Below are 26,706 nucleotides of genomic sequence, written 5' to 3'. Positions count from 1 at the left end.
TATTAGAATATTTGAATATAATAATATTAGAAACAGCAAATGAGGTGAGACGATGACAGAGATGGAAGCCTGTTATGCCAGAAAGGCGGAGCTGCTGAAGGCCCTCTCTCACCCCCTGCGGCTGCGGATCGTCCGGGGGCTGCTGCAGAGCGGCTGCCGCAACGTGGGCTGCATGGAGGCCAACACCGGCCAGTCCCAGTCCTGCATCTCCCAGCATCTCATGCGGCTGAAGGCCGCGGGGATCGTGCGGGCGGCCAGGTCGGGAAACGAGGTCTACTATGAAGTGGCCGATCCTGAGGCGGCGGCGGTGGTGGCGGCCCTCTTTGACGACAGGGAGGAGGAGTACCAGTGTACGATGTTGCGGTGATCGGCGGCGGCCCGGCGGGGCTGTCGGCGGCGGTGCAGGTACGGGCCCGGGGCAAGTCGGTGCTGGTGATCAGCGGCGACGACCGGGATAATCCTCTCCATAAAACCCGGCGGATCGACAATTACCTGGGCTTTTATGATGTGACCGGCGCAGACCTGCTGGACCGCTTCAACGCCCACGCCCGACAGATGGGAGTGGAGCGGAAGGAGGGCCGGGTGCTGAATATCATGCCCATGAACGGCACATTCTATCTGAGCATCGGCAGCGACATGGAGCAGGTCCGGGCGGTGGTTCTGGCCACCGGCGTGGTCCGCTCCGCCAAGTACCCCGGCGAGGAGGAGCACCTGGGGACGGGGGTGAGCTACTGCGCCACCTGCGACGGGATGCTCTACCGGGGCAAGGAGATCGCAGTGGTGGGCCTGGCGGCCGACGCCCCCCAGGAGGCCAACTGGCTGAAGGAGATCGGCTGCAAGGTCACCTATGTCAGCCCCAATGAGCCCGACGGCCTGCGGCCGGATATTCCGGCAGTCAAGGCGGGCAAGGTGGAGATTATGGGGGGACAGAAGGTGGAGGGCCTCCGGGCCGGAAGCGCCGTTCTCCCCTGCGAAGGCGTGTTTATCCTCCGGCCCTCCATGGCCCCGGCGGACCTGCTCCCCGGGCTGGAGCTGGAGGGAAACTATATCAAGGTGGACCGGAACATGGCCACCAGCATCCCCGGCGTATTTGCCGCCGGCGACTGCACCGGGCTGCCCCTCCAGGTCTCCAAGGCCGTGGGGGAGGGCCTGGTGGCGGGCCACCGGGCGGCGGAATATATCGACCATTTGAGTTAACACAATCAATACACATACACAGAGAAAGGAAGATTTGATTATGGCGATCATTCATCTGACCAAGGACGGTTTTGACAAGGCGACGGCCAACGGCATCTCTATGGTGGACTTCTGGGCCTCCTGGTGCGGCCCCTGCAAGATGCTGGCCCCCGTGATGGAGGATCTGGCGGGCAAGTACGAGGGCAAGGCCCTGGTGGGTAAGGTGAACGTGGACGACGAGCCCGACCTGGCCATGCGCTTCGGCGTCATGAGCATCCCCACCGTGGTGTTCCTGAAGGACGGCAAGGAGTTCGACCGGAAGGTGGGTGTCATGCCTGCTTCCGCCTACACCACCGTGCTGGATGCCAACCTGTAAGCAAGACGAAAGCCCGCCGGCTCTGCCGGCGGGCTTTTCTGCGGTGAGGGGCCTTCTTGAAATTTCCGGGACGGGGATTATAATAAAAGAGATCGTTGATACCGGAATAGAAAGAAGACCGATTTTGTGAAAAAACAGACTGTCTGCAGAGCCCTCTTTTACATCCTGGGACTGCTCATCCTGGCCATGGGGCTGACGCTGAATACCAAGGCGGGCCTGGGCGTATCTCCCATCATCTCCGTCTCCTACAGCGTCTCCCAGATCTATCAGCTGAATTTCGGCAATACCACCTTGTTTCTCTACTGCGTTTTTGTGGCGGTGGAGCTGATTCTTCACGGCGTGCGGAGAAATGGAAAACTTGTTTTGCTGATGGATCTGCTTCAGATCCCCCTCAGCCTGATCTTTACCCGGTTCCTGAATCTGTTCGGCGGCTTCCTGCCCAGCTTCTCCTCCGACAGCTGGCAGGACCAGTTTCCCCTGCGCCTGCTGGTCCTGGTCCTGGCCATTGTCTGCACCGGCGTGGGGGCCTCCATGTCCCTCTCCATGCGCCTGGTGCCCAACCCGGGAGACGGTATCGTGCAGACCATCGCCGACTGCATCGGCAAACCGGTGGGCTTTACCAAAAACTGCTTTGACCTGTTCAACATCACGATCACCATTACGCTGGGGCTGGTGCTTGCGGGCCATCTGGTGGGCGTGGGCATCGGCACGGTGCTGGCGGTCATCGGGGTGGGCCGGATGATCGCCCTGTTCCAGCACCTGGCGGGCAGAAAAATAGCCGCTCTTTCCGGAATGGGGGCCTGACGGCTCCCCCGGGAAAGAGCGGCTGTTTTTTTATCGGGTTCAGTGGGAACGGCCGGAGAGCATGGCGTTCAGCTCCGCCTGGGTGCAGTGGTAATCCCCGTCCCCGCTGCGGCGGTAGGAGCCCCGCACCAGGTCACCGCCGATGTACACCGGCAGCTGGTCCTGCTCCGCCATGGGTACGCAGATGGCCACAATGTCCTTCCCATCCACGGTGAGGATCTGGATGTCGTCCTCACGCAACAGGTTGACGCTGACCACCTTGGGATCGGAAAGCAGGGTCTCAAACTGCTCCACCAGCTCCTGAGGGTCCAGCAGGCCCTGGACCCGGAGAGAATGGTCGGGCAGCTCCTCCACGCCCAGCAGGATCACCCCGCCGTAGGAGTTGGCAAAGGCGGAGTAGGTCTCCCAGATGCTGTGAGGCAGGCCGCCGGTGGCCAGCTTGGCCTCCAGACGGTTGTTTTCCCGGTAATGGGGGATCTGGCTGACGTCAAACATGGTGCCTCTCCTTTCAGCGGTTCAGGAACGCCTCCAGCTTGGCGCCGTCCTGATAGCCGTAGCCGTACAGACGGTCCATGGCCAGACCGTTGCGCTTGAGGGTGCTGATGCCGTCGATGTCGGCAGGGGCCAGCAGCAGAGCCTTGCCCTGTTTCTCCAGTTCGATGACCTCGTCCACCGCCTCATTGTATTTCAGGTGGCGCTGGAGCAGGGCCTCCAGGGCCTTGGGGTAGGTGTGCATGGCCAGCCGGGCGATACCGGGGTGGCTGAGGGGGGGACGGCGGAAGTCCCGGGGACGGGTGAGCAGCACGACGATTTTGTCGCAGCCGTCGGCCAGAGCCTTGCGGTAGGGCACCGGGTCGGCCACGCCGCCGTCAAAGTAGGGAATGCCGTCGATCCGGTAGGGACGGCAGGCAATGGGCAGGCAGCAGGAGGCCTTGACTACCGAGAAATCGTCCGGATGGACGTCCGCCCGGGTGAAGTAGCGGGCCAGGCCCGTCCGGGCGTCGGTGGCCACCGCCACATACTGGCTGGGATTGGCCTCAAACGCGGCATAGTCAATGGGGTCCTCCCCATGGGAATCGCTGAGGGTGGAATAGATGTAATCCACGTCCAGATAGGAGCCTGTGGTCACAAAGTTGTGCAGGCTCATGTACTCCCGCCGGTTGGCGTAATCGGTGTAAAACCGGCGGTTGCGGCCCCGCTGACCGGCCAGATAGGAGACCAGATTGGCGCTCCCGGCGGAGACGCCCAGACAGTAGTCCACCTGGATGTGGTGATCCATCAGATAGTCATATACTCCGGCGGTGTAGATGCCCCGCATCCCGCCGCCTACGTCGATGATACCGACCATAAAATACCGCCTCCCGGGTAAAAGTAGAAAAGCCTTGAAACCCTATGGTTTCAAGGCTTTGTGGTGCGCGAGGCGGGACTTGAACCCGCACGTGCGTAATGCACACTAGAACCTGAATCTAGCGAGTCTGCCAATTCCACCACTCGCGCATATGGTGCGGATGACGGGACTCGAACCCGTACGGCCATGGGCCACTAGCACCTCAAGCTAGCCAGTCTACCAGTTCCAGCACATCCGCGAAAACAGCCCTAAAAAAGACTGCTTGATTATTATAGCGGTCCAGGAAGCGTTTGTCAACCTTAATTCCGGGAAGCAATGTGAAAAAATTTGGGGAAAGAGCAAAAAAACTGTTGACAACCGGAGTGAGGCATGGTAATATAAATCTCGCGCTGAAACAGAGCGCAAAACAGAATACGCGCGAGTGGTGGAATTGGCAGACTCGCTAGATTCAGGTTCTAGTGTGCATTACGCACGTGCGGGTTCAAGTCCCGCCTCGCGCACCAAAAAACAACCACACCGTCAGGTGTGGTTGTTTTTTTATGGATGCAGGAAAAGAAAGGCACGACATATGTCGTGCCTTTCTTTTTGTTGATCAGACTTTTTGGATCATAATTTTAATGCGGTATCTGGGAAGGCGCACCTTATGATAATCATAGGCGGAATCCCGGGCGATGCGCTCCTCCCGGAAGACCGACAGGCACAGCCCGATGAGGAACAGATCCAGCACCGTACTGGTATTGCCGGTGATCAGGGGGAAGGGGCTGCTGAGCAGGGTGAAGCCCAGGTTCCAGGCAGTGCTAAACAGGGATTGGATGCACAGAGGGAGCAGGGCGGCCAGCACCACCGCCTTTCCCAGCTGGCTGCTCTGCCGCAGACAGCGCAGCAGGATCCACACCGCCAGAGCGGCGAAGGCCAGCACAACCGCCAGGAAGGGCAGCCAGCCCAGCCGGTGGATCAGGGTGGTGAGGAAGGTGTCGCTGTCACTCCCCGACACGGTCAGCGGATAGGGATTTTCCGGGTTCCAGCTGCCCTGGCCCAGCCATCTGGCCCCCGAGACGGCACTGCGGATCTGGAAGGTGTGATAGCCGGCACCGTCCAGAAACTGCTCCGGGTGGAGGAATGCTGCCAGCCGGGTGGAGGTATAGGCGTTCCGGAAGATATACCGGACCCCGGCGATCCCCGCCGCCCCGGTACAGGCCGCCGTCACCCACAGGGTTTTCTGCCGCCCAAGGCCAAACCAGTCCTGCCAGGCCGCGACAAGCAGCACCAAAGTACCTGTGGACAGCAGCAGGAAGGCGCCGAGCGTGGAAGGGGCGTATTGGCAGAACCACAGCAGGGGCAAAACACCTGCCATAGCGGCCAGCAGGCCGAGCCACCCCTTTTTCCGGCAGGCGTACACCCAGAGGACATAGGCCAGCGGATAGAGGAGAACCGCATAGCGGAGATAATAGCGGACACCGTTGAGCGTCTTGGGAGATGCCACCAGCAACAGGAAGCTGACGACCAGCGCGCCCAGGTAGATCCAGCCGCCCCGGCGGCCCAGCTTGCCGTAGTCCAGAAAGTACCCCGCCAGCAGGGCTCCGCCGCCCAGGAGAAAGGCCAGGGCCGCCTTATAAGGGTTGACATCCATATAATAGGTATCCCAGTCCGCCGTCAGCCACACCCGGAGGACGGTCCCGGCCAGGGCCAGCAGGATGGCCAGGGCCAGCAGACCCCATTGGGGCCTGGGCCGGTGCATCCGGTCCAGCTCCGCTCCCACGGATACAGGGTCCCCCATTTCTGCCACCGCCATCGCCTCGGCGTTCTCATGGCCCTCGGCGGCGAAGGCGTCCCGTTGGTCCTCCAGGTGGCGCTCCAGTTCCCAGGTCACCACAGGCCGGGCCCGCCGCCAGCGGATCTGCTCCGCCACCGCCTCCAGATAACTGCGGATGGTATCAGGCTTCTCCACAGCAGACCCCTCCCTTCAGCACCCGGGTCACCGCCCGGGCGTATTGGTTCCAGGCCGCCTCCTTCTCCGCCAGGGCGGCGCGGCCCTCCTCTGTCAGGTGGTAGTAGCGCCTGGGCTTGCCCGCGGCGGCCTCCCGCTCGTAGGCGGAGACCAGCCCCTTCTCCTCCAGAGAGTGGAGCAGAGGGTACAGGGTCCCCGCCTTCAGGTGAAAGGTGTCGTCAGACCGCTGCTTCAGGGTCTCGATCATCTGATAGCCATACATATCGCTGCCCTCCAGCAGCTTCATGACCAGCAGCGCCATACTGCCGCTGACCAGGCTTCTGTCCATTTCCATAGGCGGCCTCCTATATATAGATAATCTATATATAGAATTATATATCGGTAATCTATATATGTCAAGGGCGGCGGTAATTTTTGCGCTTCTGCCTTCCCCGGAGAGAACAGAAAAGAGACCGTCATGGGACGGTCTCTTTTCCTTACAAATCAAAACAGACTGGGGATCAGCCGGGCCAGGTGCTCCGCCAGGACCCGGTGGCTTTCCAGGGTCAGATGTATATGATCCACCGGATTGCAGGCCAGCCCCAGCTTGTTGGCGTCCAGAAAGTGGCACCCCAGCGCTTTGGCGACGGCACGGAACTGACCGGGCACCCGCAGAGACTTTTCCACACATCCGGCGCCCATCTCCTGGGCCACCGGGGAGCGCTCCACTTCCTTTGAAAGGACCAGCGGGGCGACAATCAGAATGTTGGGCCTTCCATCCGGCCGCCAGCAGTCGATGGCCTGGGCCCTGCGCACCAGACGGGTCAGCCCTTTTCCAATGGCACAGGCGTTGGCACTCAACCGCTCCTTGGTGTCGTTGCTCCCCAGCATCACCACCAGAAGATCCACCGGCGCATGGCTGTTCAGGCAGGGGTACAGGTAGGGCAGGGCAGACATACCCTCCTCCACCGGATCCTCAAAGACCGTGGTGCGGCCGGGCAGGCCCTCTTCCAGGACCAGATAGTCCCGGCCCAGGAGCGTTTGCAGCAAGCAGGTCCACCGCTCCTCCTCACTGAAGCGGAACAGGGGGCCCTCCGGACGGGAGCCGTAGGTGTTGGAATCCCCCAGACAGACGATGTGACGGCGCATTTACTTCTTCAGCTCGGGCAGGGAGGCGGCGGCCACGGACTGGCCCACCCGGCGGGCCTTCTCGTCGGGCAGGGTGGGGTTGATCTTGCCGGCGATCTCGGGATACTCATCGGCCAGCACCTGCTTGCAGGTATCCAGAATGATGTCGCCGCCCTTGCCAGACATGACCCGGCCCAGCAGCAGTACGTGCTTGAAGCCGTAGAAGTGGTGATACAGCGCCAGGGAGTGGCCCAGGTACACGCCGATGGAGCGGAAGATGGCCTCCGCAGGGGAGTTGGGCTGCTCCATGATCTTCTGGACCTCTTTCAGCTTTTCGGCGGGGGAGAGGTCGGGGGACAGATTGATGCCGGCGGCAGGAGCCAGCTTGATAACGGCATCCTGGGAGAAATACTTCACGCCGCAGCCGATGTCGCCGGACCATTCGTCCTCCATGGCGTTGGGATTTCCGTCCACGGGGGCAAAGGCCAGCTCGCTGAGCCAGCCGGTGATGTTGCCGTTTTCGTCCACATAGCCCACCGCTTCGCTGGTGCCCATGGCGATGCCCAGGATGTTGTTCTCCTCCAGGCTCATGGCGCCGGCCAGAGCGGACACATCGCCGTCGTTGGCCACCACATAGGGTACGTCACCGAAGGTGTCGGTAATGGCACGGATGTAGATATCCTTCACCTTGGCGTCAAAGTCCTCCTTGGGGACCTTCAGGAACAGGGAGGCCACCATGGTGCGGTTCTCAATATAAATACCGGCAGAGGACACGCCCACAGCGTCCACACGGGGCATGTGGGCGGCGGCGGACTTCAGGGCGGAGACGATCCCCTCGTAGTGGTACTCCGGATCGGCGGTGACCTTGGGGTGCCACACCACTTCCTCGGAGAATACCGGCTCGCCGTCGATGACGGCGGATACCTTCCGGTCGGAGCCGCCGGCGTCAAAGCCGATGCGGCAGCCGCCCAGATGACGGCCCACAGCCTGGGGATTGCTGTACTCAGCGGGCAGGGCGTCGCAGTACACCACCTCAAAGGGCTTCTCATACACGTTGGACATGAAGTCGGCATCAAAGGCACGGGCACCGCCCGCGCAGTAGGTGGACTTCATGGCCTCATAGATCTCTTTGTCGCCGGAGATGCAGACCTTGAAGCCGCCCATATACCACAGCAAGGTTTTGATGAGCCGGTCCACATAGTACCGGTCGGCCTGGGCCATATCGGGAGTACCGTGAATAAAAGTGTGATAAACCGCTACTTCGCCGCCCGCCCGCTCTACAGCAAGGCCCAGGGGCTTTTTGGCGTCCTTCAGAAAAGCGGTGAAGAATTTTCCGAGAGGCAGAAAGCCGGGGTCCAGTTCCGGCACGTACTTGATAGGAACTTCGATTCCGAGATAAGTCATGACCAGTCCTCCTTCTGTCTGAAACAAACAACTTTCCTCGTCTATAGGCTATCAGTTTTTTTAAATCTGTCAAGCATATTTTCAGCGCTCTGAAAATTATTTTCTTTTTTCCCTTGACTGGACCTGTACCGGCGGGTATGATGAAAACAGTTAGTGGGACTCATATTTTAATAAGAGAATGAGAAGAAAGGTGGGGTTGATTACAAATGGATATGGCTGCTCGCCTGCAGGGGCATCGGCAATGGATCCGGGAGGAGCTGGAGCGAAGTGTGTCGTTCTGGCTGAAAAACGGTATGGATCTGGTACATGGTGGTGTGTACACCTGCCTGGATCGGGAGGGAAAGGTGTTTTCCACCGATAAGAGCGTGTGGATGCAGGGCCGCTGTGCCTGGACCTTTGCCTACCTTTGCCACGTGTACGGAGTAAAGGAGGAGTGGCTGAATGCCAGCCGCAGCTGCCTGGACTTTATGGAAAAGTACTGCATCAACCGGGATGCGGGCAACCGGATGTACTTCACCGTCACCGGTGACGGCAAGCCCCTGCGTCAGCGCCGCTACTGCTTCTCCGAGGGCTTCTATGCCATCGCCAACGCCGAGTATTACGGCGTCACCGGCGAGAAGGCGTGCCTGGAGCGTGCCCGGGCCGCCTATGAACTGATCTGGAACCTGAACCATGGCCTGATCCAGGATCCCACCGGCCTGGGCCCCAAGACCATCCCGGAGACCCGGTCCGGCCGCGCCCTGGCCAACCCCATGATCTATCTGAACATCACCTCCGTGCTGCGCCGGGTGGACCCGGAGCAGGAGAAGCTGTACAACCAGCGGGCTGCCCAGTGCGTGGACGAGATCTTCCGCTACCACTATAAGCCGGAACTGGGCTGCACCCTGGAGAGTGTGGGTCCCAACGGCGAGTTCTGGGGCGATGTTACCGAGGGCCGGGTGGTGAACCCCGGCCACGACATCGAGTGCTCCTGGTTCCTGATGGAGGATGCCAACCGCAAGGGGGACAAGGACCAGCACGCCACCGCCGTGAAGATCTTCGACCAGGCCATCAGCGCCGGCTGGGACTATGAGTATGGCGGACTGCTCTACTTTATCGACTGCCTGGGCCGCCCCCCGGAGGCCTATGAGCACGACATGAAGCTGTGGTGGCCCCACGATGAGATTCTGATTGCCTCCATGATGATCTACCGCGACACCGGGGACGAGAAATATCTGACCTGGTTCGAGCGCACCCTGGACTACTGCAAAGAGCACTTCTCCGACCCCGAGTACGGCGACTGGTACGGCTATCTCCGCCGGGACGGCAAGCCCACCATGCCCGCCTGCAAGGGCTCCACCTTCAAGGGCCCCTTCCACCTGCCTCGTATGCTTATCATGTGCGACCAGATGCTGGGGCAGATACTGGAACAGAAATGAGGGGGCTGCCATGCCCTTGGGCAATGTATTTGAAAAGATCAATACTGAATATTATGAACTGACCAGCGCCGAGAAAAAGGTGGCCGACTACGCGGTGATCCACCAGCAGCGCACCCAGTTCATGTCCATCTCCGAGCTGGCGGAGGAGGCGGGGGTGGCGGAGGCCACTATCTCCCGTTTCTGCCGGAGGCTGGGGTATAAGGGCTACAGCGCCTTTAAGCTGGCCATTGCCAACGCCACCGCCGGGCGTTCTGAGCTCCCCGCCCAGGGGGACGAAGTGCTGCCCGCGGACAGCGTGCAGGAGATAGCCCGCAAGGTGTATGACACCGATCTGGAAGCTATGACCCAGACCCTGGAGCTGCTCCAGCCGGAGGCCATCCGCCGGGCAGCGGACATGGTGATCTCCGCCGGGCGGGTGCTGTGTATGGGACAGGGCGGCTCCATGATTCTGGCACAGGAGTGCGCCCACCTGTTCAGCACCATCCAGATGAACTTTGTTCCGGTGGTGGATTCCCACCTCCAGGCCATCGCTGCGGTCCAGCTGACCCCGGGGGACGCGGTGATCTACTTTTCCTACTCCGGTTCCACCAAGGAGCTGCTGAAAAATCTGCGCATCATCCGGGACAGAAAGGCCAGGATCATCCTCATTACCCGCTTTCCCAAGTCGCCGGGCGCGGCCTTTGCCGACATCGTGCTCCAGTGCGGTTCCCGGGAGGGACCCTTGCAGAGCGGCTCCGTGGCTGCCCGCATCGCCCAGCTTTATCTGGTGGACGTGCTCTTCGGGGAGGTATGCCGCCGGGACCAGAAGGGCTGCCGCCTGCGCCGTGAGATGGTGGCTGAGGTGCTGTCGGATAAGCACATCTGAGACCGGATGTCAACGCCTGGAACGATTGCTTCCGCCAGCCCGCAGAGCAAACTGTCCGCCGCCTTCGGCCTGATCCCATCCATGTATGTTGTTTTAAATTTTTTGAGAGGAGGAATCTAAAATGAGCGATCTGAAAAAGTATCAGGGCGTTATCCCCGCTTTCTATGCCTGCTATGACGAGGCTGGCAACATCTCCCCCGAAGGTGTGCGGGCCCTGACCCGCCACCTGATCGGCAAGGGCGTCAACGGCCTGTATGTGGGCGGCTCCTCCGGCGAGTGCATCTACCAGAGCGTGGCCGAGCGCAAGATCGTGCTGGAAAACGTGATGGCAGAGGCCAAGGGCAAGGTGGTGGTCATTGCCCACGTGGCGTGCAACAACACCGCCGACAGCCAGGAGCTGGCCGCCCACGCCGAGAGCCTGGGTGTGGACGCCATCGCCGCCATTCCCCCCATCTACTTCCACCTGCCCGAGTACGGCATTGCCGGCTACTGGAACGACATCTCCGCCGCCGCGCCCAACACCGACTTCGTCATCTACAACATCCCCCAGCTGGCCGGTGTGGCCCTCACACCGTCCCTGCTGGCTGAGATGAAGAAGAACCCCCGGGTCATCGGCGTGAAGAACTCCTCCATGCCCGTCCAGGATATCCAGATGTGGCGGGACGCCGGGGTCATCGTGTTCAACGGCCCCGACGAGCAGTACATCTCCGGCCTGGCCATGGGCGCCTGCGCCGGCATCGGCGGCACCTACGCCGTCATGCCCGAACTCTTCCTGAAGATCTATGAGCACTTCCGGAAGGGCGAGATGGAGCCCGCCCGCCAGATCCAGAACGACATCGACCGCATCATCTACAAGATGTGCTCCGCTCACGGCAATCTGTACGCCGTGCAGAAGGCCATCCTGGCCAAGAGCGGCGTGAACTGCGGCTCCGTCCGCAAGCCCATGCCCGGCCTCATCGACAGCGACGCCGCCATCGTGGACCAGGCCGCCGCCATGATCGCCGCCGCCATTGCCAAGTACTGCTGAAAATAGGAGAAGATCGGTATGCGTATTTATCAATCGGAAGATTACAATGCCATGAGCCGCCGGGCGGCCAACATCATCTCCGCCCAGGTGATCTACAAGCCCGACTGCGTACTGGGCCTGGCTACCGGCGGCACCCCCGTGGGCACCTATAAGCAGTTGGTAGAGTGGTACAGCAAGGGCGACCTGACCTTCGCTGAGGTCCGCTCCGTCAACCTGGACGAGTATCTGGGCCTGTCGCCCCACCATGAGCAGAGCTACCGCTACTTCATGCAGACCAATCTGTTCGACCATATCGACATCAAGCCGGAAAATACCCACGTGCTCAACGGCCTGGCCAAGGATCCCGAGGCGGAGTGCGCGGCCTACAACAAGCTGATCCGGGATCTGGGCGGCATCGACCTGCAGCTGCTGGGCATGGGCCACAACGGCCACATCGCGTTCAATGAGCCCGGCGACGATTTCGGCCTGGAGACCCACGTGGTCACCCTGACCGAGAGCACCATTGAGGCCAACAAGCGCTTCTTTGAGAGCCGGGACGAGGTGCCCCGCCACGCCCTGAGCATGGGCATCAAGAACATCATGAATGCCCGGCGGATCCTGATGGTGGTCAGCGGCGAGGACAAGGCCGACGCCGTGTGCAAGGCCTTTGCCGGTCCTGTGACCAAGGAGGTGCCTGCCTCTATCCTGCAGCTGCACCCCGATGTGACCCTGGTGGGCGACAAGGCCGCCCTCCACAAACTGGTGGAAGCAGGTGTAACCGTATGCGGATAACAGGCGGTCAGGTATTCGATCTTCAGGAGGGGTTCGTCCGGCGGGATGTGTGCTTTGACGGCCGCCTCCTCTCCAACTCCAGCGCCGACGGCCAGACCTACGATGCCACCGGCTGCTATGTGATCCCCGGCCTCACTGACCTGCACTTCCACGGCTGCAAGGGGCACGATTTCTCCGACGGGGACCCGGAGGGATTACAGGTCATGGCCGAGTATGAGCTCTCCCGGGGCGTGACCCAGATCTGCCCCGCCGGCATGACCCTGCTGGAGGAGCAGCTCACCCGCGTGTGCCAGGTGGCCGCCGCCCACAAGGCGGCCGACAAGCCCGGCGCCGCCCTGTGCGGCATCAACCTGGAGGGACCCTTCCTCTCCATGGCCAAGAAGGGCGCCCAGAACGGCGACTGGCTCCACGCCCCCGACGTGGCTATGCTCCGCCGTCTCATTGCCGCCTCCCATGGCCTGGTGAAGCTGGTGTCCCTGGCTCCCGAGGAGCCGGGCGCCATGGAATTCATTGAGGCTGTGGAGAGCGAGGTCACCGTGTCTCTCGCCCACACCACCGCCGACTATGACACCGCCATGGAGGCCTTCCGGCTGGGCGCCCGGCAGGTGACCCACCTGTTCAACGCCATGCCCCCCTTCGGCCACCGGGCACCCGGCGTGGTGGGGGCCGCTCTGGATACCCCCCTGTGCAATGTGGAGCTCATCTGTGACGGCGTCCACATCCACCCCGCGGTGGTGCGGGCAGTGTTCAAGATGTTCGGCGCCAAGCGGGTCATCCTCATCTCCGACACCATGCGGGCAGCAGGCATGCCGGACGGCGCCTATACTCTGGGCGGTCAGGACGTGACCGTGAAGGGTAAGCACGCCACCCTGGCCGACGGCACCCTGGCCGGTTCGGTCACCGATCTCATGCGCTGCATGAAAACGGCGGTCTCCTTCGGTATCCCGCTGGAGGACGCTGTACGGGCGGCCGCGGTGAATCCGGCCAAGGCCATCGGTATTTACAGCCGGGCGGGCAGCCTGGAGCCGGGCAAGCGGGCCAACGTGGTGGTCCTGGATCAGGATCTGGAAGTGAAAGACGTCTTTTTCCGCGGCAAGCTGGTCAGCCGCTGAGCGCAACCCCCAAATCAGGCCTCCCGGCCCTACTCCATTTCCATAGGACCGGGAGAGCTGTCAAAAAGGAGGAAAAACCGCCGGCCGGCGGTGCGGCAGTGTGGAGACCTGCCGTAAAGTCCCCGGGGTAGCCACTCCCCGCGGGCGAGAGGGTATTTGCGGAGGCATTGCCCTTACGGCCAATGAGTATGGCAACGGTATCTCTGAAGGGCATCAAGAAGATCTATGACAACAAAGTGACCGCCGTCCATGACTTCAACCTGGAGATTGCGGACAAGGAATTCATCGTGCTGGTCGGGCCCTCCGGCTGCGGCAAGTCCACCACCCTGCGGATGGTGGCCGGCCTGGAGAATATCTCTGAGGGCGACCTGATCATCGGCGGCAAGCGGATGAACGATGTGGAGCCCAAGGACCGGGACATCGCCATGGTGTTCCAGAGCTACGCCCTGTATCCCCATATGACCGTGTATGAGAATATGGCCTTCGCTCTGAAGCTGCGCAAGATGCCCGCCGATGAGATCGACAGAAAGGTGCGGGAGGCTGCTGCCATCCTGGACATCACCCAGTACCTGGACCGCAAGCCCAAGGCTCTGTCCGGCGGCCAGCGGCAGCGCGTGGCCATCGGCCGCGCCATCGTCCGCGATCCCCAGGTGTTCCTGATGGATGAACCTTTGTCCAACCTGGATGCCAAGCTGCGCAATCAGATGCGTGCCGAGATCATCAAGCTGCGCCAGCGGATCAACACCACCTTTATCTACGTCACCCATGACCAGACCGAGGCTATGACCCTGGGCGACCGCATCGTCATCATGAAGGACGGCTTCATTCAGCAGATCGGTACCCCCCAGGAGGTGTTCGACCGCCCCTCCAACCTGTTCGTGGCCGGTTTCATCGGCACGCCTCAGATGAACTTCTTTGACGGCAAGCTGTCCAAGCAGGACGGCAAGTACCGGATCACCGTGGGTGAGGCCGTGATGGAACTGTCCGGTAAGGCCCAGGCCATCCTGGAAAAGAAGGGCGCCGGTGACATGGACGTGATCGTGGGCGTCCGCCCCGAGCACATCTCCTTCGCCCCCAACGCCGGCCCTCATACCATTGCCAGCAAGGTGGACGTGTCCGAGATGATGGGAAGCGAGGTCTACCTCCACGTCAACGCCGCGGGCAAGGACGTGGTTCTGCGTGTGCCCACCGTGGACCTGCCGGAGGAGCACCGGGCCGGCATCCCCTACGGCACGGAGATCACCTTCACCTTCCGCCCCGAACTCATCCACCTGTTCAATCCGGAGACCGAGTGCAACCTGCTCTACTAAGCGTCCATAGAGTAAGAAAGGCCCTCTGACGCGGCTGCCGCGTCAGAGGGCCTTTTTGCGCTCTGCTACCGTGTGAGGGGGAACACGCTGCCCACTGCCAGCAGCTTTTCCGCCAGGTCGGGCCGGTAATCAGAGGCGGAGGGGTCCAGACTGTTGATCACCACCCCGTCGCTGCCCGCCCGGGCGGTAGAGTGGATGTACTGACCGTTTCCCAGGTAGAGGGCAATGTGACCGGGAAAATAGAGCAGGTCGGCGGGGGCCAGCCGGTCCGGGGAAATGGCGTGAGCGGGAAAGCCGGGGACCAGCCTGGCATCCCGGTAGAGGCACACTCCGCTGAAAAACCAGGACATGAAGGTGAGGCCGGAGCAGTCGATCCCCTGGGGGGATTTGCCGCCCCAGCGGTAGGGTACCCCCAGATAGGAGCGGGCTGCCGCAGTTACCCGGGCCCGGAGCGCCTCCTCCGGCAGAGCGGGCGGGCATTGCAGATAGGGAGCCAGAAGGCCGGCTTTGATCCAGCCCCCGGTGCCGTCGGGCAGGATAACCGGCTGCCAGCCCTCCCCTCCGGCGCCCCGGGGGGATACCAGCGCCCCCCGGGGCAGGGTGCGGACCACAGGGTGCTCTGCCTCCGGCCCGGTCAGCACATCGGCAAACAGACCGGTCACCACCAGAAGGGACCGGCCGGTCCGGGATTCCGCCGGGATCAGGCCGCTGCACAGGGTGAAGCCCTCATAGCCATAGTGAGTGCGTACCCGGCACCAGCCGTCCTCCTCCGCCTGAAGGAGGGTGACGGGCCAGCCGCACAGCACCTCGTCCACCCGCTGGGATCGGGGATCGGGCCGCTCATACAGCGGGCACAGAGGCGCGGACACAAGAAACGCCGTTTGCCGGTCTGCCATGCACAAAAACCTCGCATTTCTGAGAAAAGTATGGTATGGTTAAGAAAAGTCCTGTTTATTGGACATTGGAAGGATTATCCTGAAAACAGGATAGGGGGAATAAACCATGCCCAGAAGTACCAACCAGAAGCTGAAGCTGCTCTGCCTGTGCAAGATCCTGTGGGAGCGTACCGACGAGGACCACCCCATGACGGTGCCGGAGCTGATCCAGGCTCTGGAGGAGTGGGACATCAAGGCGGAGCGGAAGAGCATCTATGACGATATGGAGGCCCTGCGGGTCTTTGGGCTGGACGTCCAGAACCGGAAGGGAAAGGACCCGGGGTGGTTCCTGGGTGAGCGGCCCTTCCAGCTGGCCGAGCTCAAACTGCTGGTGGACGCGGTCCAATCCTCCCGCTTCATCTCCCAGCGGAAGAGCAATGACCTGATCGGAAAGCTGGAATCCCTGGCCAGCAGGCACCAGGCCAGACAGCTCCAGCGGCAGGTCTATGTGGACCGGCGGGCCAAGACCATGAATGAGAGCGTCTATTACACCATCGACAAGCTCCACACCGCCATCGCCAACCGCAGAAGCGTCAGCTTCAAATACTTTGAGTACAACGTCCGCAAGGAGCGGGTGTTCCGCCGGGAGGGAAAACGGTATGATGTGTCTCCCGCCGGGCTCATCTGGGACAATGAGAACTACTATTTGGCAGGTTATGACCACCGCTCCAGGGAGATGCGCCACTATCGGGTAGACAAGATGGCCGAGCTGGCGGTGACCTGTCTGCCCCTGGAGGGAGTGGGCAGTGACTTTGACATTGCATCCTATGCCCAGAAGCACTTCGGTATGTTCTCCGGACGGGAAGGACAGGTGACCCTGCGGTGCAGAAACAGCCTGGTGGGAGTGGTGCTGGACCGCTTCGGCCGGGAGGTCATTCTGGTGCCTGACGGAGATGATTTTTTCACCGTCACCATTCCAGCGGTGGTCAGCCCCCAGTTTTTGGGCTGGGTCTTCGGCCTGGGAGACGGCGTGGAGATCAAAGGCCCGGACTGGGCCAGAGAGATGCTGGGACAGCAGCTGAGCGCCGTGGCGGAGCTGTATCGGAAGAAGAAGTAAGGGCAGGGGCCGGTGAGATCACCGGCCCCTATTTCCAGCTCTCCCAGACCTCCGGGCAGTAGCCCACGGTGGCTTGCTTGCCGTTGCGGACAATGGGGGTCTTGATGAGCTTGGGGTTGTCCAGCAGCTTTTCCGCCTTGTCGGCATCGTAGGCCAGATAGTTCAGCAGGGCCGCATCGGGGTGCTTCTGGTCGATGAGGGCCTCCAGCCCTACGGCGTTCATCACGCTTTTCAGCTCCCCGGGGCTGATGCCGTATTTCACCAGGTCGATGGACTGGAATTTGATGCGGCGCTCCTTGAACCAGCGCTCCGCCTTTTTGGTGTCAAAACATTTGCTCTTCCCAAAAATCTGAATATTCATTTTCTATTCCCCCACGTAAGTGAATCGCGGGCCGGAATAGCCGTCCCGCTCCACATGCTCGCCCCACATAGCAGCGGGGCGCACCCAGATCCCGCGCTCCCCGTAGAGCGCCTGGTATACGACCAGCGGCTCCAACGTCTCCGAGTGACGGGCAGTATAGAGCACCCAATATTCGTTGCCCTTAAAATGGCGGTAGCGCCCCGGGCGAATATGAAACTCGTCCATATAAAAACCTCCTGGGTATTGTTTTTTCCCATTGTAACACGACGGAGCGGAAAATCCTATCCTTCGGGCGGCAGAAAATAAAGGTATACTTTTCCCCTGCGGTGTGGTATACTATCATCATCATTATGGCTTTATGCGCCGCCGTGCGCTTTGATAAGGCAGAGACATAGCATGGATACGGTACGCCAGGCGATGGTTGGTCATCCCTTTTTCCGACGAGGCAGGGCCGGAAAGAGCGGGGACCCACCGCCTTTCTTTTGTGTGCCCGCATCTTCGATATGTCCGGATAGAATTTACATTTTCTGTATTTTAAAGGAGTGTAGCAAGACTTTTATGGCTGAAAAATTGAAAATAATTTCTCTGGGCGGCCTCAACGAGATCGGGAAGAACCTGACCGTTTACGAGTATGGCGGAGACATGATCCTGGTGGACGTGGGCATGGGATTCCCCGATGACGATATGTACGGCATCGATGTGGTCATCCCCGACTTCACCTACCTCATCAAAAACAAGGATCGCATCCGGGGGATTTTCCTCACCCATGGGCACGAGGACCATATCGGGTCCATCCCCTACCTTCTGCGGGATGTGAACGCGCCTATCTACGCCACCAGGATGACCGCGGGGCTGGTGAAGCTCAAACTGGAGGAGCACCGGCTGCTGAGCAAGACCAAGCTCATCACCTGCGAGGCGGGAGAGACGGTGAAGGCTGGCAAGTTCTCCGTGGAGTTTATCCATGTGAACCACTCTATCGCCGACGCCTGCGGCTTTGCCATCAAGTGCGCCGTGGGCACCGTGGTCCACACCGGCGACTTCAAGATCGACCCCACCCCCATCCAGGGAGGCATGATCGACCTGGGCCGGCTGGGACAGCTGGGCAAGGAGGGCGTTCTGGCCCTGCTGGCCGATTCCACCAATGTGGAGCGCCCCGGCTTCACCAAGAGCGAGCGCAGCGTGGGCGATTCCTTTGACGCCCTGTTCCGGGGCTGCGAGCAGCGGATCATCGTCACCACCTTCGCCTCCAATGTGGACCGCATCCAGCAGATCATTGATGTGGCCGCCCGCTACGGGCGGAAGGTGGCCGTCACCGGCCGCTCCATGGAGAACGCCATGAAGGTGTCCACCGAGCTGGGGTATATGAACATCCCAGACGGCGTACTGGTGGACCTGGCCCACATCAAGAGCCTGCCCAAAAACAAGGTGTGCATCATCACCACCGGCAGCCAGGGCGAGACCATGTCCGCCCTTACCCGCATGGCCTTCAACACCCACCGGCAGGTGGATATCCAGGCCGGCGACCGGGTCATCATCTCCGCCTCTGCCATCCCCGGCAATGAGAACTCCATCGGCAGCGTCATCAATGAGCTCTACCGGAAGGACGCCGAGGTGCTCAACGAGCGGGAGCGGTCCCTCCATGTGTCGGGCCACGCCTGCCAGGAGGAACTGAAGATCATCCACGCCTTGGTGAAGCCCAAGTTCTTTATCCCTGTTCACGGGGAGCAGCGGATGCTCAAGATCCACGCCAAGCTGGCCCAGCAGATGGGGATGGATCCCAAGAACATCATCATCAGCGATATCGGCAAGGTCATCGAGCTTACCCCCAACTCCGCCAAGATCAACGGCACCGTACCCGCCGGCCGGGTGTTCGTGGACGGCTACGGCGTGGGTGACGTGGGCAGTGTGGTGCTCCGGGACCGGAAGCACCTGGCCGAGGACGGCATGATCGTGGTAGTGGTGTCCATGTCCGGCGAGGACGGGTCCGTGGTCTCCGGCCCCGACATCATCACCAGAGGCTTTGTCTATGTGAAGGAGTCCGAGGGCCTGATGGAGGAGCTGCGGAAGGTGGCTGTCAACGCTCTGGAGAATTGCCAGCGGGACAGCATGAACGACTGGGCCGCGATCAAGTCGGAGATCAAGAGCGCTATTTCCGGCTTCCTCTACAAAAAGACCAAGCGCAATCCCATGATCCTGCCTGTTATCATGGAAGTGTAAACATCATAAAAACCGCCTCCGGCACAAACGTGCCGGAGGCGGTTTTTTTATGCCCAAAATCAGTCGGATGCCTCTTAGGTGTATGCAAACGGTCAATCTTTTGCGCCGGGACACCAGGGATGAGGAGTGAGAGAATTGAAAAATGAACGGGCACGGCTGCTCAGGCAGATCGAAAAGCTGGCTCAGTGCCGGGTCAACGACGCGGTCAAGCTGGCCTTTTTGGACGGAATGCCTCTGGAGGAACTGGACGAACTGGATCTGACCCCTCTGACTGAGTTCCGGCGCAGCGAAAAGGGAGGCTCCGAAGTGAAGCTGGTGGACCGGGTGGCAGTGCTCAAACTGCTGGTGGACCTGTCTGCCGGCCAGGAGGAGCAGAAGGCTGTGGACTTTTTCCGGGCCTGGGAGGGCAAGGCGGAAGGAAAAGAGGAGACATGAGGTTCCGGACCTTTTCCCCCAAGCAGAAACAGGTGCTCACCTGGTGGTGCGCGCCCCGGACCAGAGGCCGGGAAGCGATCATCTGTGACGGAGCGGTGCGCAGCGGAAAGACGTTGTGCATGGGACTGTCCTTTTTCTGCTGGGCCATGCGTACCTACCGGGGACAGACCTTCGGCCTGTGCGGCAAGACGGTTACCGCCCTGCGGCGCAACCTGCTGAACACCCTGGCCCCGGTACTGAAGGAGCTGGGCTTCCAGTGGGAGGAGAAGGTGTCCCAGAACAAGATCATCGTCCGCTTCGGCGGCGGGGAGAACACCTTCTACCTCTTCGGCGGAAAGGACGAGGGGAGCGCCGCCCTCATCCAGGGCATCACCCTGGCGGGAGTGCTGCTGGATGAGGCGGCCCTTATGCCCCGGTCCTTCGTGGAGCAGGCCTGCGCCCGATGCTCCGTGGAGGGGAGCCGGCTGTGGTTCTCCTGCAACCCGGAGGGGCCGGAGCACTGGTTCTACAAGGAGTGGGTCCAGAAAGCAGAGGAGCGCAACGCCCTCTACCTCCACTTTACCATGGAGGACAACCCCGCCCTGTCCCCCAGGGTCATCCGCCGGTACGCCCGCAGCTTCAGCGGCACCTTTTACCGCAGGTTCGTGCTGGGTGAGTGGGTGGCCGCCGAGGGGCGGGTGTACGACTTCTTCGACGAGAGCTTCGTCAAACCGGCTCCGGAGGGGGAGATGGAGCAGTGGCGCATCTCCTGCGATTACGGCACGGTCAACCCCGCCTCCTTTGGCCTGTGGGGGAAACGGGACGGGGTGTGGTATCGGGTGAAGGAGTACTACTACGATTCCAGGGCGGAAAAACGGCAGAAGACCGACGGAGAGTACGCCGACGAGCTGGAAAAGCTGGCGGGGGGCAGGCACATCCAGAAGATCGTGGTGGATCCCTCCGCCGCCAGCTTTATCGAGCTGCTCCGCCGGAGGGGATGGACGGTGGAAAAGGCGGACAACGATGTACTGGCCGGCATCCGTACCACCGCCGAACTGCTGCGGAAGGGAGAACTGGTGATCTGCGCCCCCTGCACCGACGCCATCCGGGAGTTCTCCCTCTACTGCTGGGACGAGAAGGCGGTGGGGGACCGGGTGAAGAAGATCCACGACCATGCCATGGACGATATCCGCTATTTCGCATCTTCGGTGGCGGGAGAGCGGGGAGGCGGACTTTGGATGGGATTATGTGTGGAGCGGGACAGGTTTTAAAAGGAGTGTGGGTATGGGATTGTTTCAAAAAAAGGAAAGCGGCGGGGGCGGCCTGGCCGTCCAGATCCGGGAAGGGGGCAGGCACCCCTTCGGCGTGCTGGACGGATACGTCCCCCTGGGACATGGGGAGATCGCCATTTACCGGGCCATCCGGGAGGCGGTGCCCATCGTGGACGCCGCCATCTGGAAGCTCATCCGCCTCAGCGGCGGGGTGAAGGTGATCTGCCGGGACCAAAAGGCCCAGGAGGGGCTGGACTGGTTCCTTCAGCATGTGGATACAGGCAGAGGACAGCGGGGCATCCAGTCCTTCCTGGACTGCTATCTGGATTCCATGCTCACCTGCGGCCGGGCGGTGGGGGAGATCGTCCCGGACCGCAGGCGCACCGACATCGCCGCTCTGCTGTGCGGCAACGTGGCGGACATCGAGATCAAGGAGGGGGATTCCCCCATGAAGTTCGCCATCTGGGGGAGAGACGGGAATGGCACCATGCGGGAACTGCCCAGGCAGGACCTGCTGCTGTTCACCCCCTTCCAGCCGGAGACGGACAGCCCCTACGGGGTGAGTATGCTCCGGTCCATGCCCTTCCTCACCGGGATCCTGCTGAAGATCTACCAGGCCACCGGAATGAACTGGGAGCGGATGGGCAACGTCCGCTTCGCCGTGGTGTACAAGCCCGGGGACACACCCATGGACCAGAGCCTGGTGATGGAGCGCAGCCGGCAGATCGCCCGGGAGTGGTCCGCCGCCATGCAGGCGGGCAAGGACGGCTCCGTGCGGGACTTCGTGGCGGTGGGGGATGTGGACATCAAGGTCATCGGGGCGGACAACCAGGTGCTGGACAGCGAGGTGCCGGTGCGGCAGATCCTGGAGCAGCTGGTGGCCCGTACCGGCATCCCGCCCTTCCTGCTGGGCCTGTCCTGGTCCTCCACCGAGCGGATGAGCACCCAGCAGGCCGACATGATGACCAGTGAGATCACCGCCATCCGCCGCTCCCTGGAGCCGGTGGTGGAGCGGATCTGCGAGCTGTGGCTCAGGCTGCACGGCTACGACAGCAAGGTGGAAGTGGATTGGCAGGACATCAACCTGCAGGATCTGGTGGAGGAGGCCAGAGCACAGCTCTACCGGCAGCAGACCAGAAGCCTGCGGATGGACAACGACGCACGGGAGAAGGGAGAGCGGGAATGAAAATTTCCAAACAGGCAGGGCTGGATCAGGAACTGGCCCTGGACGAAACCGAGCTGGGGCTCATCAACGCCATGAGCCGAAAAACCCTGACGGCGGAGGAGGTATACGCCTTTGCGGTGCGGCTGTGCGACAACCAGGTGGACCGGGACGGCGAGCGGTTCCCGGTGGAGACCCTGGAGGAGCTGGCCAGGCTGTTCGTGGGCAAAAGCGGCATCTTTGACCACCAGTGGAGCGCCCGGGGGCAGGCTGCCCGCATCTACCGCACCGAGCTGGTGCGGGATGAAGGGGTCCTGACCGAGGCGGGAGAGCCGCTGTGCTACCTGAAGGGCTACGCCTACATGCTGCGCACGGAGGGCAACCGGGACCTGATCGCCGAGATCGAGGGCGGGATCAAGAAGGAGGTCAGCGTGGGCTGCGCTGTGGCGGAGGCCCGGTGTTCCATCTGTGGGGAGAATATCCGGGACAAGAGCCGGTGCCCCCACGAGAAGGGCATGACCTATGACGGAAAGCTGTGCTGGGCCGACCTGGTGGGGGCCACCGACGCCTATGAGTGGTCTTTCGTGGCGGTACCGGCACAAAAAGAGGCGGGGGTGATGAAGAGCGTGAGACAGGATATGGAGCAGCTGGAACGGGAGGCAGAGCTGGGCCGGAAATACCTCCGGAAGCTGAAGGACGAGGTGGTCCGGCTGGGAGGCCTGGCGGAGCTGGGCCTGGAACATGATACCCTGAAGGCCATTGCCGGACGGCTGGAGGAGCCGGAGCTGGAGGGGCTGCGGGCAGCCTTCCAGCGGCAGGTGGACAAGGCCTGGGGCCCGGAGACCCAGCTGAAGGGCTCAGAGGGCCTGGAACTGGAACAGAGAGACGGAGCGTTTCTGATTTAAAACAGGGAAGCAAAAGAAAGGAGCAGGAGTATGAGCAAGATTTCCTTTGAGGGTATTGGCGAGATGGTGGCCACCTTCGCATGTGCGGAGGGCGTGGCTGCCGGTCAGGTGGTCAAGGTCACCGCCGACGGTACGGTGGGCGCCTGCGCCGCGGGCAACAAGATCTGCGGTATGACCCTGTCCGCTGAGGACGGCTACGCCGCCGTGCAGCTGGGCGGCCTGGTAAAGGTGCCTGTCAGCGGCGGCAGCATTACCGCCGGTTGGTGCAAGCTGTCCGCCGACGGCTCCGGCGGCATGAAGCTGGACACCTCTGCCGGCACCGAGTACCTGGTGGTGCGGGTGGAGACCGACAGCGCCGTGATCTGTCTGTAAGAAAGGGAGGATAAGTATATGAGCTATCGGTTCGACAATCTCAAGCTGGAAAAGGGCATGTACAACGAGGCGGGCCGCACCTTTACCCAGGTGCTGGAGCGGGAGGACCCCTCCGAGCAGTACAAGGGCACCGCGCTGGAGGGCCTGGACGCCTACCAGCGGCAGCTCAAGCGCTTTGACATCAAGGTGAAGGGCGCGGGCAGCGACGTGGTGGAAAAGTTCTTCTCCACCAGCCAGTCCGCCGTGCTGTTCCCCGAGTACATCGCCCGGTCGGTGCGCCAGGGCATGGAGGAGAGCGACCTGCTCCCCCACATCACAGCCGCCGTCACCCGGTTCGATGGCATGGACTACCGCTCCATCGCCTCCGTCCCCGAGGACGACCAGAAGGCCCTGCGCCGGGTGGAGGAGGGCGCCGAGATCCCCCAGACCCAGGTCAAGACCCAGGAGAACCTGGTGAAGCTCCACAAGCGGGGCCGGATGCTGGTGGCCTCCTACGAGGCCATCCGCTATCAGAAGCTGGACCTGTTCTCCGTCACCCTGCGGCAGATCGGCGCACATATCAACCGGATGCACCTGGAGGACGCCATCGACGTGCTCCTTAACGGCGACGGCAACAAGAACCCCGCACAGGAGTTTACCGTGGGCGACGGCACCATCGGCGGTACCGCCGGTACCCTGACCTACGATGAGCTGGTGGACTTCTGGGCCCAGTTCGAGCCCTACGAGATGAACACCCTGCTGGTGTCCGGCGACATGATGCGCCAGATGCTCAAGATGGACGAGTTCCAGAATCCCCTTACCGGCCTCAACTTCCAGGGCACCGGCAAGCTGGCCACCCCCCTGGGGGCCACCCTGCTGCGCACCTCCGCCCTGGAGAGCGGCAAGCTCATCGGCCTGGACAAGCGGTATGCCCTGGAGATGGTGCAGGGCTCCGACGTGATGGTGGAGTATGACAAGCTCATCGACCGCCAGCTGGAGCGGGCTGCCATCACCTCCATCTCCGGCTTTGCCAAGCTCTTTACCGAGGCGGCCAAGGTGCTGAAGCTGAAATGAGAAGCGAGGAGATCGTAGCCATGGCCCGGAAGCTGGGCAGAGTGGCGGATGAGGATCTGGAGGTCCTCACCGCCCTGTGTCAGGCGGCGGAGGCTGAGGCGGCCGGCCGGCTGCGGGACGGCGTGACCCCGGAGGACTGCGGGCAGGCCTATGTGCTGGGCTGCGCCTGGCTGGCGCTGTCAGCCATGGCGGCCAACGGGATGGGAACCGCGCCCCTGAAGTTCACCGCCGGTGAGGTCTCCATCCAGGAGGAGAACGGAGACGGCGCCCAGCGGGCCCGCGCCCTCCGCCTCCAGGCCGAGACGGTGCTGGGGCCCTATTTGCAGGACAGCGGATTTGTGTTCCGGGGGGTCCAGGGATGACAGGCGCATGGAGCAGGATTTTGGAGAAATACGGTCAGAAGGTAACGGTATACAAGGAGAACGCTGAGACGGGTACGGTATGCCGGGCCTTCCTCCAGCCTGCCCTGGAGCGCCGTGGGGAGGGGTACCAGACCCTCCCCACCCCCCTGGGACTGGTGCGGCAGGATCAGTGGATCTATCTGGGCGGCCCGGAGGTCTCCCTGGACGCTCTGGGTGACGGCTATGTGGCGTGGGGAGAGAAAAAGTTCTCCATCCGCGCCGCTCAGCCCGTCTGGCTGGGCGACGAGCTGGCCTATTGGTGGGGCTTACTGGTGATCCGGGATGAGGATGCATGAAAAAGCGACGGGCCGATGAGGGCATCGGCCCCTGCGATGGGCGGGAGGAGAGGACGGGAACGTGAGTTTGGAGTTTGGAGAGGTCCGGGAGCGGATGGCCGAATACCTGAACGGCCAGGGCATCGATGCGGTGTGCGCTTACCCGGACAGCGGACGGCTCCGCCGGAAGGGGGCGGTGGCCGCCGTGTCCCTCCGGGCCTGTCAGGGGGGGCCGGGGGGCTTTCAGGACTATCTGGGAGAGCGGTACGACGAGGAGAGCGGCCAGTGGCAGGAGCTGTACGGGAAAAAGATCGTACTGACCTTCGGTCTGGACCTGTATGCGCCCCAAAACGGGGGCGCGGCGGCCATCCAGTCCGCCTTTGACCGGATGGCGGAGGCCCTGCGGCGGGAGGGCCCTCCGGGGCTGCGGCTGCTGGAGCTCTCCTGCGGAGAGACCGAGTTTGACCAGGGGGCCGGCCTGTACCACCGGACGGTGGAGGCCCTGTGTCAGGGCTACCTCTACGCTGTGGCGGAGGAGGGCGGCACCTTCCTGGACTTTATTGTGAGAGGAGAGAGCCGGATTTGAGTATGACGACCCATGAGAGACCGGGGGTGTATTCCGATTATGACGCCTCCACCGTGGTCAGCAGCACCGGCGGCGGACAGACCGCAGGTCTGGTAGCGGTGTGCACCAAGGGCGAGGCGGGGACCCTGTATGTCCTCAACCGCTACGAGGACGCGGTGACCACCTTCGGCCAGGGGGAAAATCTGACGGAGCTGGTGCGCCTGCTGCTGCTCAACGGTGCGGCCCAGGTGCGGGCGGTTCCGGTGGCCAACGCGGAGGGCTATGGGGCCGCCTTCGCTCTGCTGGAGGCGGAAGAGGATGTGGCCCTGGTGGTGTGCGACAGCACAGACGCGGCGGTGCAGCAGAAGCTGCGGGACAGCGTGTGCGCCGCCTCTGAGGCCCGGCGGGAGCGCATCGCCGTGGTATGCGGCGGCGCGGGAGAGAGTGTGGACAACCTGGTGCAGCGGGCGGGCCAGATCAACAGCGAACGGGTAGTGCTGCTGGCTCCCGGGGACGCCTCCTGCCTGCTGGCCGCCGCCGTGGCGGGAGCCATCGCCGGGGAGACCGACCCCGCCGTGCCCCTGGGAGGGGCGGAGCTGAAGGGCCTGGGCGGTCTGGACGCCCAGTATACCGACAACGAGATCGACACCCTGGTGCGGGGCGGCGTCACCCCCCTGGAGCGGGTGAGCGGCATCGTCAGTGTGGTGCGGGCCGTCACGAGCCGCACCAAGAGCGGGGAAGCGCCTGACGCCACCTGGCGGGAGCTGACCACCATCCGGATCGTGGATGATGTGATCCCCACAGTCCGGGATTCCCTGCGCTCCAAGTTTCGCAGGACCAAGAACACGGAGCAGACCAGAGGGGCTATCCGCTCCCAGGTGATCCTGGAGCTGGAGAACAAGCTGAGCCGGGAGATCATCACCGGCTACGAAAATGTCACGGTGCAGGCGGACACGGAAAATCCCACGGTGTGCCTGGTGGACTTCTCCTTCACGGTGGCCCACGGCCTGAACCAGATCTGGCTCAGCGCCCACATCACGGTGTAAAGGAGG

The 26,706-nt window shown here is 62.2% G+C and carries 31 protein-coding genes and 3 tRNA genes; 23 read left to right on the top strand and 11 right to left on the bottom strand.

Features of this window, described 5'->3' with window-relative positions; genetic code table 11:
- The first annotated feature begins 52 nt into the window (after positions 1-52).
- The 4 genes from E0E41_RS07525 to E0E41_RS07510 all read left to right on the top strand — a co-directional run bounded on the left by E0E41_RS07525 (position 53) and on the right by E0E41_RS07510 (position 2,356).
- Positions 53-367 (top strand): ArsR/SmtB family transcription factor, encoded by a 315-nt coding sequence (locus tag E0E41_RS07525; RefSeq protein ID WP_130869367.1) that lies wholly within the window; start codon positions 53-55, stop codon positions 365-367.
- A complete protein-coding gene (locus E0E41_RS07520; RefSeq protein WP_130869366.1) occupies positions 349-1,197 on the top strand; it encodes an NAD(P)/FAD-dependent oxidoreductase in 849 nt (282 codons plus the stop codon). The genes E0E41_RS07525 and E0E41_RS07520 overlap by 19 nt, the downstream gene beginning before the upstream one ends.
- A 40-nt stretch (positions 1,198-1,237) precedes the next feature.
- Positions 1,238-1,552: a thioredoxin gene (trxA, locus tag E0E41_RS07515; RefSeq protein WP_130869365.1), complete on the top strand. Its 315-nt coding sequence runs from the start codon at positions 1,238-1,240 to the stop codon at positions 1,550-1,552.
- A 126-nt stretch (positions 1,553-1,678) separates the two neighbouring features.
- Positions 1,679-2,356: a YczE/YyaS/YitT family protein gene (locus E0E41_RS07510; RefSeq protein WP_130869364.1), complete on the top strand. Its 678-nt coding sequence runs from the start codon at positions 1,679-1,681 to the stop codon at positions 2,354-2,356.
- Between the two features lie 39 nt (positions 2,357-2,395).
- Here the strand turns inward: E0E41_RS07510 and E0E41_RS07505 are convergent, their stop codons facing one another.
- The 4 genes from E0E41_RS07505 to E0E41_RS07490 all read right to left on the bottom strand — a co-directional run bounded on the left by E0E41_RS07505 (position 2,396) and on the right by E0E41_RS07490 (position 3,942).
- Positions 2,396-2,851: an AlbA family DNA-binding domain-containing protein gene (locus E0E41_RS07505; RefSeq protein WP_130869363.1), complete on the bottom strand. Its 456-nt coding sequence runs from the start codon at positions 2,849-2,851 to the stop codon at positions 2,396-2,398.
- 13 nt (positions 2,852-2,864) lie between these two features.
- The gene (locus tag E0E41_RS07500; RefSeq protein WP_130869362.1) at positions 2,865-3,704 is read right to left on the bottom strand and encodes a patatin-like phospholipase family protein; all 840 of its coding nucleotides are present in this window, start codon (positions 3,702-3,704) and stop codon (positions 2,865-2,867) included.
- A gap of 61 nt (positions 3,705-3,765) precedes the next feature.
- A tRNA-Leu gene (locus E0E41_RS07495) sits at positions 3,766-3,853 on the bottom strand.
- Between the two features lie 3 nt (positions 3,854-3,856).
- A tRNA-Leu gene (locus E0E41_RS07490) sits at positions 3,857-3,942 on the bottom strand.
- Positions 3,943-4,119: 177 nt separating this feature from the next.
- Here E0E41_RS07490 and E0E41_RS07485 point away from each other — a divergent pair.
- Positions 4,120-4,207: transfer RNA gene (locus tag E0E41_RS07485), tRNA-Leu, on the top strand.
- A gap of 89 nt (positions 4,208-4,296) precedes the next feature.
- Here E0E41_RS07485 and E0E41_RS07480 read toward each other — a convergent pair.
- The 4 genes from E0E41_RS07480 to E0E41_RS07465 form a co-directional block, all read right to left on the bottom strand.
- Positions 4,297-5,652, bottom strand: a complete 1,356-nt coding sequence (locus tag E0E41_RS07480; protein ID WP_130869361.1) for a permease prefix domain 1-containing protein — start codon at positions 5,650-5,652, stop codon at positions 4,297-4,299.
- The gene (locus E0E41_RS07475; RefSeq protein WP_130869360.1) at positions 5,639-5,986 is read right to left on the bottom strand and encodes a PadR family transcriptional regulator; all 348 of its coding nucleotides are present in this window, start codon (positions 5,984-5,986) and stop codon (positions 5,639-5,641) included. Before E0E41_RS07475 ends, E0E41_RS07480 begins: the two co-directional genes overlap by 14 nt.
- 149 nt (positions 5,987-6,135) lie before the next feature.
- A complete protein-coding gene (locus E0E41_RS07470) occupies positions 6,136-6,780 on the bottom strand; it encodes a GDSL-type esterase/lipase family protein (RefSeq protein WP_130869359.1) in 645 nt (214 codons plus the stop codon).
- Positions 6,781-8,163, bottom strand: a complete 1,383-nt coding sequence (locus E0E41_RS07465; protein ID WP_130869358.1) for an ROK family protein — start codon at positions 8,161-8,163, stop codon at positions 6,781-6,783.
- A 206-nt stretch (positions 8,164-8,369) separates the two neighbouring features.
- Between E0E41_RS07465 and E0E41_RS07460 the strand changes: the two genes are divergently transcribed.
- The 6 genes from E0E41_RS07460 (at position 8,370) to E0E41_RS07435 (ending at position 14,666) form a co-directional block, all read left to right on the top strand.
- Positions 8,370-9,581 carry an AGE family epimerase/isomerase gene (locus E0E41_RS07460; protein ID WP_130869357.1) on the top strand — a complete coding sequence of 404 codons (1,212 nt, stop codon included), beginning with the start codon at positions 8,370-8,372 and terminating at the stop codon, positions 9,579-9,581.
- 10 nt (positions 9,582-9,591) lie between these two features.
- Complete coding sequence (locus E0E41_RS07455) at positions 9,592-10,446, top strand: MurR/RpiR family transcriptional regulator (RefSeq protein ID WP_130869356.1); 855 nt, start codon at positions 9,592-9,594, stop codon at positions 10,444-10,446.
- A 121-nt stretch (positions 10,447-10,567) separates the two neighbouring features.
- The gene (locus E0E41_RS07450) at positions 10,568-11,473 is read left to right on the top strand and encodes a dihydrodipicolinate synthase family protein (protein ID WP_130869355.1); all 906 of its coding nucleotides are present in this window, start codon (positions 10,568-10,570) and stop codon (positions 11,471-11,473) included.
- A gap of 18 nt (positions 11,474-11,491) precedes the next feature.
- Positions 11,492-12,244, top strand: coding sequence for a glucosamine-6-phosphate deaminase (gene nagB / locus E0E41_RS07445; RefSeq protein WP_130869354.1), 753 nt, complete (start codon positions 11,492-11,494; stop codon positions 12,242-12,244).
- Entirely contained in the window at positions 12,235-13,356 is a 1,122-nt protein-coding gene (nagA, locus tag E0E41_RS07440) for an N-acetylglucosamine-6-phosphate deacetylase (protein ID WP_130869353.1), read from the top strand. Before nagB ends, nagA begins: the two co-directional genes overlap by 10 nt.
- 188 nt (positions 13,357-13,544) lie before the next feature.
- Complete coding sequence (locus E0E41_RS07435) at positions 13,545-14,666, top strand: ABC transporter ATP-binding protein (protein ID WP_130869352.1); 1,122 nt, start codon at positions 13,545-13,547, stop codon at positions 14,664-14,666.
- A 65-nt stretch (positions 14,667-14,731) separates the two neighbouring features.
- Here E0E41_RS07435 and E0E41_RS07430 read toward each other — a convergent pair whose 3' ends face one another.
- Positions 14,732-15,562 carry a C40 family peptidase gene (locus tag E0E41_RS07430; RefSeq protein ID WP_130869351.1) on the bottom strand — a complete coding sequence of 277 codons (831 nt, stop codon included), beginning with the start codon at positions 15,560-15,562 and terminating at the stop codon, positions 14,732-14,734.
- Between the two features lie 106 nt (positions 15,563-15,668).
- On the opposite strand from E0E41_RS07430, the gene E0E41_RS07425 reads away from it, so the two are divergent.
- The gene (locus tag E0E41_RS07425; RefSeq protein ID WP_130869350.1) at positions 15,669-16,658 is read left to right on the top strand and encodes a helix-turn-helix transcriptional regulator; all 990 of its coding nucleotides are present in this window, start codon (positions 15,669-15,671) and stop codon (positions 16,656-16,658) included.
- Between the two features lie 28 nt (positions 16,659-16,686).
- On the opposite strand, the gene E0E41_RS07420 is transcribed toward E0E41_RS07425, so the two are convergent.
- Both E0E41_RS07420 and E0E41_RS07415 read right to left on the bottom strand, forming a co-directional pair.
- Entirely contained in the window at positions 16,687-17,019 is a 333-nt protein-coding gene (locus E0E41_RS07420; RefSeq protein ID WP_130869349.1) for an arsenate reductase family protein, read from the bottom strand.
- Between the two features lie 3 nt (positions 17,020-17,022).
- Positions 17,023-17,244, bottom strand: coding sequence for a DUF1653 domain-containing protein (locus E0E41_RS07415; protein ID WP_130869348.1), 222 nt, complete (start codon positions 17,242-17,244; stop codon positions 17,023-17,025).
- 333 nt (positions 17,245-17,577) lie between these two features.
- Between E0E41_RS07415 and E0E41_RS07410 the strand changes: the two genes are divergently transcribed.
- From E0E41_RS07410 to E0E41_RS07360, 11 genes are all read left to right on the top strand, one after another.
- A complete protein-coding gene (locus tag E0E41_RS07410) occupies positions 17,578-19,236 on the top strand; it encodes a ribonuclease J (protein WP_130869347.1) in 1,659 nt (552 codons plus the stop codon).
- Between the two features lie 135 nt (positions 19,237-19,371).
- Positions 19,372-19,671 carry an XRE family transcriptional regulator gene (locus tag E0E41_RS07405; RefSeq protein WP_130869346.1) on the top strand — a complete coding sequence of 100 codons (300 nt, stop codon included), beginning with the start codon at positions 19,372-19,374 and terminating at the stop codon, positions 19,669-19,671.
- Positions 19,668-20,921 (top strand): PBSX family phage terminase large subunit, encoded by a 1,254-nt coding sequence (locus E0E41_RS07400; protein ID WP_130869345.1) that lies wholly within the window; start codon positions 19,668-19,670, stop codon positions 20,919-20,921. The genes E0E41_RS07405 and E0E41_RS07400 overlap by 4 nt, the downstream gene beginning before the upstream one ends.
- A gap of 13 nt (positions 20,922-20,934) precedes the next feature.
- A complete protein-coding gene (locus tag E0E41_RS07395) occupies positions 20,935-22,107 on the top strand; it encodes a phage portal protein (RefSeq protein ID WP_130869344.1) in 1,173 nt (390 codons plus the stop codon).
- Positions 22,104-22,988: a hypothetical protein gene (locus E0E41_RS07390; protein ID WP_130869343.1), complete on the top strand. Its 885-nt coding sequence runs from the start codon at positions 22,104-22,106 to the stop codon at positions 22,986-22,988. The genes E0E41_RS07395 and E0E41_RS07390 overlap by 4 nt, the downstream gene beginning before the upstream one ends.
- Before the next feature lie 30 nt (positions 22,989-23,018).
- Positions 23,019-23,360, top strand: coding sequence for a hypothetical protein (locus E0E41_RS07385; protein ID WP_130869342.1), 342 nt, complete (start codon positions 23,019-23,021; stop codon positions 23,358-23,360).
- An 18-nt stretch (positions 23,361-23,378) separates the two neighbouring features.
- Complete coding sequence (locus tag E0E41_RS07380) at positions 23,379-24,413, top strand: phage major capsid protein (protein WP_130869341.1); 1,035 nt, start codon at positions 23,379-23,381, stop codon at positions 24,411-24,413.
- Positions 24,410-24,775 carry a hypothetical protein gene (locus E0E41_RS07375; protein WP_242623723.1) on the top strand — a complete coding sequence of 122 codons (366 nt, stop codon included), beginning with the start codon at positions 24,410-24,412 and terminating at the stop codon, positions 24,773-24,775. The genes E0E41_RS07380 and E0E41_RS07375 overlap by 4 nt, the downstream gene beginning before the upstream one ends.
- Complete coding sequence (locus E0E41_RS07370; protein WP_130869340.1) at positions 24,772-25,110, top strand: hypothetical protein; 339 nt, start codon at positions 24,772-24,774, stop codon at positions 25,108-25,110. Before E0E41_RS07375 ends, E0E41_RS07370 begins: the two co-directional genes overlap by 4 nt.
- A gap of 61 nt (positions 25,111-25,171) precedes the next feature.
- Positions 25,172-25,675, top strand: a complete 504-nt coding sequence (locus tag E0E41_RS07365) for a hypothetical protein (RefSeq protein ID WP_242623722.1) — start codon at positions 25,172-25,174, stop codon at positions 25,673-25,675.
- A gap of 2 nt (positions 25,676-25,677) precedes the next feature.
- Positions 25,678-26,700: a phage tail sheath C-terminal domain-containing protein gene (locus E0E41_RS07360; RefSeq protein WP_242623828.1), complete on the top strand. Its 1,023-nt coding sequence runs from the start codon at positions 25,678-25,680 to the stop codon at positions 26,698-26,700.
- Positions 26,701-26,706 lie beyond the last annotated feature (6 nt).

Source organism: Intestinimonas massiliensis (ex Afouda et al. 2020), assembly GCF_900626285.1.
Taxonomy (GTDB): Bacteria; Bacillota; Clostridia; order Oscillospirales; family Oscillospiraceae; genus Flavonifractor; species Flavonifractor massiliensis_A.
The sequence above is the reverse complement of the archived record's forward strand: the minus strand, read 5'-3'. Positions and strand labels throughout refer to the sequence as shown.